Origin of the sequence: Streptomyces sp. NPDC050625, assembly GCF_040654755.1 — a bacterium.
GTDB lineage: Bacteria > Actinomycetota > Actinomycetes > Streptomycetales > Streptomycetaceae > Streptomyces.
This window is the reverse complement of sequence record NZ_JBFAIQ010000078.1, coordinates 1-10,386: the sequence shown is the minus strand read 5'-3', so window position 1 is coordinate 10,386 and position 10,386 is coordinate 1. Positions and strand designations below refer to the sequence as shown.

Here is a 10,386-nt window from a genome sequence, read left to right as displayed (position 1 = left end):
GAGCAACGCCTCCCGGTCCCGGCCCAGCACCACCGCACGGTGCTCAAACGACGCCCGCCCCGCAGCCAACGAGAAGGCGACGTCCACCGGACGCAAGTCCGGCGTGGCACCGGCCAGCCGTCCAGCCTGCTCCGCCAAGGCGGAGGCGGACTTCGCCGACACCACCCACGGCACCAGACCATCACCCGCGGGCTCCACGGCAGGCGACTGCTCCTCAACCGGCCCCTGCTCCAGCACCACATGCGCGTTGGTGCCACTGATACCGAACGACGACACCGCCGCACGCCGCGGCCGATCCAGCTCCGGCCACACCTGCTCCTCCGTCAGCAGGCTGACGGCCCCGGAGGACCAGTCGACGTGCCGCGACGGCTCCCCCACATGCAGCGTGCGCGGCATGACTCCATGGCGCATCGCCAGCACCATCTTGATGATGCTGGCGGCACCGGCGGCGGCCTGGGTGTGCCCGAGGTTCGACTTGATCGAGCCGAGCCACAGCGGCCGGTCCTCCGGGCGGTCCTGTCCATAAGTGGCCAGCAGCGCCTGAGCCTCGATCGGGTCGCCCAGCGTCGTACCCGTACCGTGCGCCTCCATCAGATCCACATCCGCAGCCGTCAGCCGGGCACTGGCCAGCGCCTGGCGGATGACGCGCTGCTGGGACGGGCCGTTGGGCGCCGTCAGACCATTCGACGCACCGTCCTGGTTCACCGCACTGCCCCGCACCACGGCCAGCACCTTGTGGCCATTGCGCCGCGCGTCCGACAGCCGCTCCACCACCAGCAGACCCACACCCTCGGCCCACCCCGTCCCGTCTGCATCGTCCGAGAACGACTTGCACCGGCCGTCGGGCGACAACGCCTTCTGCCGGCTGAAGTCGACGAACAGGCCGGGCGTGGTCATCACCGTGACACCGCCCGCGAGCGCGAGGGTGCACTCGCCGTTCCGCAGCGCCTGCGCGGCGAGGTGCAGGGCCACCAGCGACGACGAGCACGCCGTGTCCACGGTGACGGCCGGGCCCTCAAGACCGAAGGCGTACGCCACGCGGCCGGACATCACGCTCGCGGCGCTGCCGGTCGCCAGGTATCCGGCGCTCTCCTCCGGTGCTCCCACCACGTACGCGGCGTAGTCCTGTGCGTTGCTCCCCACGAACACACCGGTCCGGCTGCCCAGCAGGGTCGACGGGTCGATTCCCGTACGCTCGAACGCCTCCCACGCCGTCTCCAGCAGCAGCCGCTGCTGCGGGTCCGTCGCGGCCGCCTCGCGCGGGCTGATCCCGAAGAACGCCGCGTCGAAGTCCGCGACTCCGGAGAGGAAGCCGCCTTCGCGGGTGTACGACGTGCCGTGGTGGTCGGGGTCCGGGTCGTAGAGGCCGTCCACGTCCCAGCCGCGGTCGGTCGGGAAGCCGGAGATCACGTCCGCCCCGTCGGCCACCAGCCGCCACAGGTCCTCGGGGCTGCCGACACCGCCGGGGAAGCGGCAGGCCATGCCCACGATCGCGATGGGTTCGTCGGCGACGGCCGCCATCGAAGGCTCGGGCCGGGCCGCGTCGGCGATCCCCACCAGATCGCCGAGAAGATATCGCGCCACGGCCAGCGGGCGGGGGTGGTCGAAGACCAGCGTGGCGGGCAGCTTCAGTCCGGTGACCGCGCCGAGCCGGTTGCGCAGCTCCACCGCCGTCAGCGAGTCGAAACCCAGCTCCTTGAACGCCCGGTCGGCGGCGACCGCGTCCGGTCCCGCGTGGCCGAGGACGGCAGCGACCTCGGTACGGACCAGGTCGACGAGAAACCGTTCGCGTTCGGGCTCCGCCATGCCCAGCAGCTGACGGGCGAAGGCGGAGGAGCCCTCGCCGCCTGCGGCCGTACGCCGGGAGGGCCGGATCAGTCCGCGCAGCACGCTGGGCACCGCCTCGGTCTGCCGGCGCACGGCACTCCAGTCGAAGGACGCCGGCATGACGGCCGACGGGTCAAGCCGCAGCGCCGCGTCGAAGAGGGCCAGCCCCTCCTCGGCGCTCATCGCCTTGAATCCCATGCGGGCCATGCGACGGCGGTCCGCCTGGCTCAGCTCCCCGGTCATGTCGCTGGACGGGGCCCACAGGCCCCATGCCATCGACACACCCGGCAGGCCCTGCGCCCGGCGCGCAGCGGCCAGGGCGTCCAGGAAGGCGTTCGCCGCCGCGTAGTTGCCCTGCCCCGGGCCGCCCAGTACACCGGCGGCCGAGGAGAACAGCACGAACGCCGACAGGTCCGACTCCCGCGTCAGCTCGTGCAGATGCCACGCCGCGTCGGACTTCGCCCGCAGCACCTCGTCGACCTGCTCGCCCGTCATCGAGGTGATGGTCGCGTCCCGCAGCACACCGGCCGTGTGCACCACCGCCGACAGCGACACCCCGGCCAGCACATCCGCCAGCGCCTGCCGGTCGGACACGTCGCACGCCACTACATCGACCTGGGCACCCAGCGACGCCAGTTCCTCGGCCAGTTCCCCGGCGCCCGGCGCGCTGGGGCCACGGCGGCTGACGAGCAGCAGGCGCCGCACACCCCACCGCCGCACCAGATGGCGTGCCACCAGCCCGCCCAGTGTGCCCGTACCGCCGGTGATCAGTACGGTGCCGGCCGTCGGCCACTCCTGCGTCTCACCCTCACTGTCACCGGGCACGGCACGCGCCAGCCGGGCCGCCAGCACCCGGCCGCCCCGTATCGCCAGCTGGTCCTCATCGACGACGGCGGACGGCACGGTCTCCGGACCGGCCGCCTCGTCCAGGTCCACCAGCACCACCCGGCCCGGGTGCTCGCTCTGCGCCGAACGCACCAGGCCCCACACGGTGGCGGCGGCGACGTCGGGCACGTCCTCGTCGGGGGCGGTGCTCACCGCGCCGCGGGTGACCAGCACGAGTCGGGACTCGGCCAGTTCCGGCAGGCTCAGCCACTGCTGCAGCAGGGGCAGCACCGTACGGGCCGTCTCGCCCGCGGCCCGGTAGACCACGATGTCCGGTGCCGGGGTGCCGGCCTCGACAGCCTGCCGCAGCTCCTCGACATCGGCGAAGTCGTCACCCAGCACCACCGGCGTCCGGGTCTCCCCCGTATCCGCGGGTGTCCACTCCAGGCGGAACAGCGAGTCACCGCCCACGGCACGCGCCGCCACCTCCACCCGGCGGGACACGACGGACTCCACGGCCGCGACCGGGGCGCCGGCACCGTCGGCGAGCTGCACGGCGCCGTCGGCCGTGACCCGCACCCGCAGGACCGATGAGCCGACCGCGAACAGCCGCACACCCGACCAGTCGGAGGGCAGCGTGATGCCACCGGTCCCACTGGTCCCACCGGTCTCGTCGTCCGTCGCGCTGTCGGCGTTCGCCGTCGTAAGGTGCAGGGCCGCGTCGAGCAGCGCCGGGTGCAGGCCGAACTGCGCCGCCTGTCCGGCGGAGTCGGCGGGCAGCGCCACCTCGGCGAAGAGCTCGGCGCCCTGCTGCCAGGCCGCCCGCAGGCCCTGGAACGCCGGACCGTAGCCATAGCCCCGGTCGGCGAGCCGCTCGTACAGGCCGTCGACCGGCACCGGCTGGGCCCCCGCGGGCGGCCACTGGGCCAGGTCGAAGGAGGGGGTGTTCGTGTCCGAGCAGACGGCCAGAACGCCGGACATGTGCTGGACCCACCCCTGCACGTCGTCGGCGCCCTCGACGCGCGAGTACACCGCGACCGCACGGCGGGCGTCTTCGGGAGCGCCCAGGACGAGCTGCACCTGCACACCGCCCGACGCGGGCAGCACGAGCGGCGCCCGGAGGGTCAGCTCCTCAACGACATCGCAGCCGACCTCGTCACCCGCGCGCAGCGCGAGTTCGACGAAAGCGGCGGGCGGGAGGACGACCTCGCCCGCCACGGCGTGGTCGGCGAGCCAGGCGTGCGTGTGCAGGGAGAGCCGGCCGGTGAGTACGGCGCCGTCGCTGTCGGCCAGCCGGACGGCGGCGCCGAGCAGCGGGTGCCCCAGCGCGCCGAGGCCGACCGCGCCGATGTCGCCGCTGCCCGGCTCCTCCGGCAGCCAGTAGCGCTCGTGCTGGAAGGCGTATGTCGGCAGCTCCGCCCGGCGGCCGCCGTCGAACGTGGCGGTCCAGTCGACGGCCGCACCGTGCGCGTGCGCCTCGGCCAGGCTCGTCAGCAGCCGGTACGGCTCCTTCTCCGCGCGGCGGAGCGTGCCGATGGCCGCCACCCGCCGCTCCAGCCGTTCGGCGTTCTGCTGCACCGCGCCCGTGAGCACGGGGTGCGGGCTGACCTCGATGAACAGCTCGTTCCCCGCCTGTATCGCCGCCTCCACCGCGGCGTCGAACCGCACCGGCTGCCGCAGGTTGCGGTACCAGTAGCCGGTGTCGAGCGTGGTGGTGTCGGTCGGCCCGGTCTGACCCGAGGACGCGTCGTGGTCGACCGACCCGTCCGCCGCACCCACCGTGGAGTAGAACGGCACCCGCCCGGCCAAGGGCCGGATCCCGGACAGCGCCGTGGCCAGCTCGTCGCGCAGTTGCTCGACGTAGGCGGAGTGCGAGGCGTAGTCCACGGCGATCCGCCGGGCCCGCACCCCGTCGGCCTTGTAGCTCGTCACCAGCGCGTCGAGTGCGTCGGGGGAGCCGGAGACGACCACCAGCTCGGGCCCGTTGACCACGGCCACCTCAAGGCCGTTGTCGAGGGCGGTGATCCGCGTCGCGACCTCCGCCGGCGGTGCCGCCACGGAGACCATGCCGCCCTGGCCGGAGAGACGCAGCAGGGAGCGGCTGCGCAGGGCGACGACCTTCGCGGCGTCCTCCAGCGACAGCGCTCCGGCCACGCAGGCGGCGGCGATCTCGCCCTGGGAGTGGCCCACGACGGCGGCCGGGCGTACCCCGTAGGACTCCCAGACCGCCGCCAGCGACACCATCACCGCGAACAGCACCGGCTGGACGACGTCCACGCGCTCCAGCGCCTCGGGGTCGGCGTCATGGACCACGTCCAGCAGGGACCAGTCGGTGTGCGGGGCCAGCGCCGCCGCGCACTCGGCCATCCGCTCGGCGAAGACCGGCGAGCTGTCCAGCAGCCCGCGAGCCATGCCCACCCATTGCGAGCCCTGGCCGGGGAAGACGAACACGGGACCGCCGGAGACCTCCTCGCCCCGGACCACACCGGCGGCGGACCGGCCCTCGGCGACGGCTTCGAGACCAGCCAGCAGCTTGCCGCGGTCGTGGCCAACGACGACGGCGCGGTGCTCGAACTGGGTTCGCTCCGCCAGCGAGAAGCCGACGTCCACGGTGCCGAGTCCGGCGACGGAGCCGACGAGCCGCCGTGCCTGCTCGGCGAGTGCCGCCGCGGTACGGGCCGACAACAGCCACGGCACCGGGGTGTCCGTGGCGGGCTCCGGTGCGGACGCCTCCCCGGCTGTCTCCACGGAGGTTTCCTCGGCCGTTTCCGCGGACGGTTCTTCGGACGGTTCCTCGTCCGGTTCCTTGACGGGGGCCTGCTCCAGGATGACGTGGGCGTTGGTGCCGCTGATCCCGAACGACGACACCGCCGCACGCCGCGGCCGATCCAGCTCCGGCCAGGCCCGCTCCTCCGTCAGCAGACCGACCGCACCCGCCGACCAGTCGACATGCCGCGACGGCTCCCCCACGTGCAGGGTGCGCGGCATGACCCCGTACCGCATCGCCATCACCATCTTGATCACACTGGCCACGCCCGCCGCGGCCTGGGTGTGGCCGAGGTTCGACTTGATCGAGCCGAGCCACAACGGCCGGTCCTCCGGCCGGTCCTGGCCGTAGGTGGCGAGCAGCGCCTGAGCCTCGATCGGGTCGCCCAGCGTCGTACCCGTACCGTGCGCCTCCATCAGATCCACATCCGCAGCCGTCAGCCGGGCACTGGCCAGCGCCTGCCGGATGACACGCTGCTGCGACGGGCCGTTGGGCGCCGTCAGACCATTCGACGCACCGTCCTGGTTGACGGCCGAGCCGCGCACGACCGCCAACACCCTGTGGCCGTTGCGGCGCGCGTCCGAGAGCCGCTCGACGACCAGCAGACCCACACCCTCGGCCCACCCCGTGCCGTCGGCCGCGTCGGAGAACGACTTGCACCGGCCGTCGGGGGCAAGGCCCCGCTGGCGCGAGAACTCCACGAACGTCTGCGGCGTCGCCATCACCGTCACACCGCCGGCCAGCGCCAGATCACACTCGCCGTTCCGCAGCGCCTGCGCGGCGAGGTGCAGCGCGACCAGGGACGACGAGCAGGCGGTGTCCACCGTGACGGCCGGACCCTCGAACCCGAAGGTGTACGAGACACGGCCGGAGGCCACACTGCCCGCGTTGCCCGTGGACAGCATCCCCTCGAAACCCTCGGGCGTGCGGTGCAGCCGCAGGGCGTAGTCGCCGTACATCAGCCCCGCGAACACCCCCGTACGGCTGCCGCGCAACGCGGTCGGGTCGATCCCCGTACGCTCCAGCGCCTCCCAGGCCGTCTCCAGCAGCAGTCGCTGCTGCGGGTCCGTCGCCATCGCCTCACGGGGACTGATCCCGAAGAAGCCGGCGTCGAACTCCGCCGCCTCATGCAGGAAACCGCCGTGCCTGCTGTACGACTTCCCGACGCTCTCCGGATCCGGGTCGTACAGCCCCTCCACGTCCCAGCCACGGTCGGTCGGGAACTCCGAGATCGCGTCCCCGCCCTCGGCCACCAGCCGCCACAGATCCTCAGGCGACGCGATGCCACCCGGATACCGGCACGCCATCCCCACGATCGCCACCGGCTCGTCTCCGGCGGCCTCGGCCCTTTGGAGACGCTGGCGGGTCTGCTTGAGTTCCCCGAGCGCAGCCGCGAGATACTGACGGAGCTTTTCTTCCTCGGCCATCTTTCGCCTTCCTCGTGATCAGGCTTGCGAGCGCTCGTCGTCCTGGAAAATGCCGAATTCGCTCTCGGCGATCGCGAACAGTTCGTCGGTGGTGGCCAACTGCAGCCGCTCGGCGTCCTGTTCGCCCTCCGCCGCGTCACCGTCCGCGGAGGTCGCGCTTGCCGTGAAGCTGTCCACGCCAAGACCGGCGAGGATCATCTGGAGGCGGGCCGTGAGCTTCGCCCGCCAGGCGTCGTCGGCGGACCGGGCTGCCAGGGCGGCTTCGAGCCGGTCGAGTTGCCGCAGTTCGTCCGGTCCGTCGGGGGTCTGATCCTTGAGTGTTTCCGTACGGACGAATCCCGCGAGTGCGGCGGGCGTCGGATAGTCGAAGACGGCGGTGGCCGGCAGCCGCAGCCCGGTGGCCGTGTTCAGCCGGTTGCGCAGTTCCACCGCCACCAGCGAGTCGAAGCCCAGCTCCGAGAACGGCCGCTGCGGTTTGACGGCCTGGGGTGACGCGTGGCCGAGCACCGTGGCGATGTGTCCCAGAACCAGGTCCAGTACGGCCTTCTCCTGCTCCTCGGGACCGAGTTTCGCCAGTCGGCTCCGCAGTTTCGCCGCGCCGTCGACGGCCCGCCGGGCCGGCACGGCGAACAGGCCGCGCAGCATCGCCGGGAGTGCCCCCGCCGCCGCCTGGGAGCGGAGCGCCGCCGTGTTCATCCGCACGGGGACCAGCAGCGGCAGGCCCGAGGAGCGGGCGCTGTCGAAGAGGCGCAGCCCTTGGTCGGCGGACAGCGGCAGGACACCGCCCCGGTTCAGTCGGGCCCGGTCCGTCTCGTCGAGGGTGCCGCTCATGGTGCTCTCCGACGCCCACAGGCCCCAGGCGAGGCTGGCACCGGGCAGACCGGCGGCCTGCCGCTGGTGGGCCAGGGCGTCCAGGAAGGCGTTGGCCGCGGCGTAGTTGCCCTGGCCGGGACCGCCCAGCACACCCGAGACCGAGGAGAACAGGATGAACTCCGCGAGGTCCAGCTGTGCCGTCAGCTCGTGCAGGTGCCAGGCGGCGACGGCCTTGGGGCGAAGGACCGTGTCCAGCCGCTCCGGGGTGAGCGAGGTGAGGATGCCGTCGTCCAGCACGCCCGCCGTGTGGATGACGGCGGTGAGCGGGTGCTCGGCCGGTATGTCCGTGAGGAGCTTCTTCAGGGCTTCCCGGTCAGTGATGTCGCAGGCGGTGACGGTGACCTCGGCGCCGAGGGCGGCCAGGTCTGTCCGCAGCCCGTCAGCGCCCACCGCGTCGGGGCCCCGGCGGCTCACCAGCAGCAGGTGCCGGGCCCCGTTCCGGGTGACCAGGTGCCGGGCGACGAGTGCGCCGAGCGTACCGGTGCCGCCGGTGATGAGGACGGTGCCGTCCGGGTCGAACGTCCTCGGCCCCGCGGACTGTTCAGCTGACTGCTCCGCGGACTGCCTCGCTGACTTCCCCGCGGACTGTTCCGTGGACGACAGACGCGCGATGCGCGGGGCGTACATGGCGCCGTCGCGCAGCGCCAGTTGTGGCTCTCCGGTGGCCTGCGCCTCCGCCAGGGAGGAACCGTCGGCCTCGTCGAGGTCCAGCAGGAGGAACCGGTCCGGGTTCTCCGACTGCGCGCTGCGGATGAGGCCCCACACGGCCGCGCCGACGAGGTCCCGGACCTCCTCACCGGGCCGCGTGGCGACGGCCCGGCGGGTGAGCACGGCCAGCCTCGAGGAGCGGAACCGCTCATCGGCCAGCCACTCCTTGGCCAGGGCCAGGACGTCCGCCGTGACGGCGCCCAGCCGCTCGGGGCCGCCGCCATCGACGGGGAGGAGCACCATGTCCGGCGCCTGCTCCCCAGCGCCGACCGAGGCGAGGTCGGCGAAGACCTCGGCCCCCTCCGGCGCGGTGCCGAGGCCGCCGACCGCGGCCCACCGCTCCTCCGGGCGTGCGCCGGAGGACGGCACCGGCTGCCAGGTCAGACGGAACAGCTCGTCGCTGCGCACCGCCGCCACCAGCGCCTCCGTCGACACCGGGCGCGCGGTCAGGGTGCCGACCGACGCGACCGGCGCCCCGGACATGTCGGCGACGGCCACCTCCAGCGCGTCGGGTCCGGTGCTCGACAGCCGCACCCGCAGCTCCGAAGCCCCTGCCGCGTACAGGCGTACGCCCGCCCAGGAGAACGGCAGGAGGATCTCCGTTCCCGGTTCGGACCGCAGGATCATCGGGTGGACGACGGAGTCGAGCAGAGCGGGGTGGATGCCGAACTCGGCCGCCCCTTCCGCGGCCTCGGCCGGCAGGGCGACCTCGGCGAACACCTCGCTCCCCTGCTCCCAGGCCGCCTTGAGTCCCTGGAACACGGGCCCGTAGCCGTAGCCGCGTTCGGCCAGCCGCTCGTAGACCCCGTCGAGGTCCACCGGGCGGGCGCCCGGCGGCGGCCACTGCGTCAGGTCGAAGCCGGCGTCCCCGTCGTCCCCGCTGGCGGTCAGCGCTCCCTCGGCGTGCCGGGTCCACTCGCCGGACGTCAGTTCGTCGTCGACCCGGGAGTACAGCTCGACCGTACGGCGTCCGTCGGCGCCGGTCTCGGCGCCGACGCGCAGTTGCAGCTGTACGGCGCCTGTCTCCGGGAGCACCAGCGGCGCTTCGATGGTCAGGTCCTCCAGGACGTCACAGCCGACCTCGTCACCCGCGCGCAGAGCCAGTTCCACAAACGCGGTACCCGGCAGCAGCACGGCGCCACCGACGGCGTGCTCGGTCAGCCACCGGTGGGTGTGGCGCGACAGCCTGCCGGTCAGTACGGTCCCGCCGTCGCTGCCGGCGAGACCGACCGCCGCCGTCAGCAGCGGATGGTCCGCCGTCCGCAGGCCCGCCGAGGTGACATCCGCCGTCTCCCGGAGCGTGGCGTCCAGCCAGTACCGCTGGCGTTGGAAGGCGTAGGTGGGCAGCTCGACCCGTCGCGCGCCGGTGCCGTCGAACGGGACGGACCAGTCGACGTCCGCGCCATGGACGTATGCCTGGGCCAGGCTCGTCAGCAGCCGCCCGTGGTCGTCCTCGTCCCGCCGCAGCGTGCCGAGCGCCACCGCCGTGGCGTCCAGCGACTCGGCCGTCTGCTGCACCGCGCCCGTCAGCACCGGATGCGGACCGACCTCGATGAACAACCCGTGACCGGCGGCCAGCGCCGCCCGCACGGCGGCCTCGAAGCGCACCGGCTCCCGCAGATTCCGCCGCCAGTAACCGGCATCCATCGTGGACGTGTCCAGCAGGTCGCCGGTCACCGTCGAATACAACGGCACCCCGGCCGCACGCGGAGACAACGACGCAACCGCCGCCGCCAACTCCCCGCCGATCCCCTCCATCTGGCTGGTGTGGAAAGCGAACTCGTCGCTGACCTGACGGACACGGATACCGTCCCGCTCACAGGCTTCCCTGAACCCGGCCACCTCCGCCGGCTCACCGGCTACCACGACGGACGCGGGCCCGTTCTCCGCCGCGATCTCCAGCCCACCCGACAGCCGCTCCCGCACCAGCCCGGCCGACAGGGCCACCGACACCATCGC

The 10,386-nt window shown here is 73.1% G+C and carries 2 protein-coding genes; both read right to left on the bottom strand.

Annotation, left to right across the window (positions count from 1 at the left end; translation table 11 throughout):
• On the bottom strand, positions 1-6,846 hold a 6,846-nt coding region (locus AB0I54_RS47430; protein WP_363302628.1), incomplete at its 3' end, for an SDR family NAD(P)-dependent oxidoreductase.
• 18 nt (positions 6,847-6,864) lie between these two features.
• The coding region (locus AB0I54_RS47425) for an SDR family NAD(P)-dependent oxidoreductase (RefSeq protein WP_363302627.1) at positions 6,865-10,386 on the bottom strand (3,522 nt) is incomplete at its 5' end.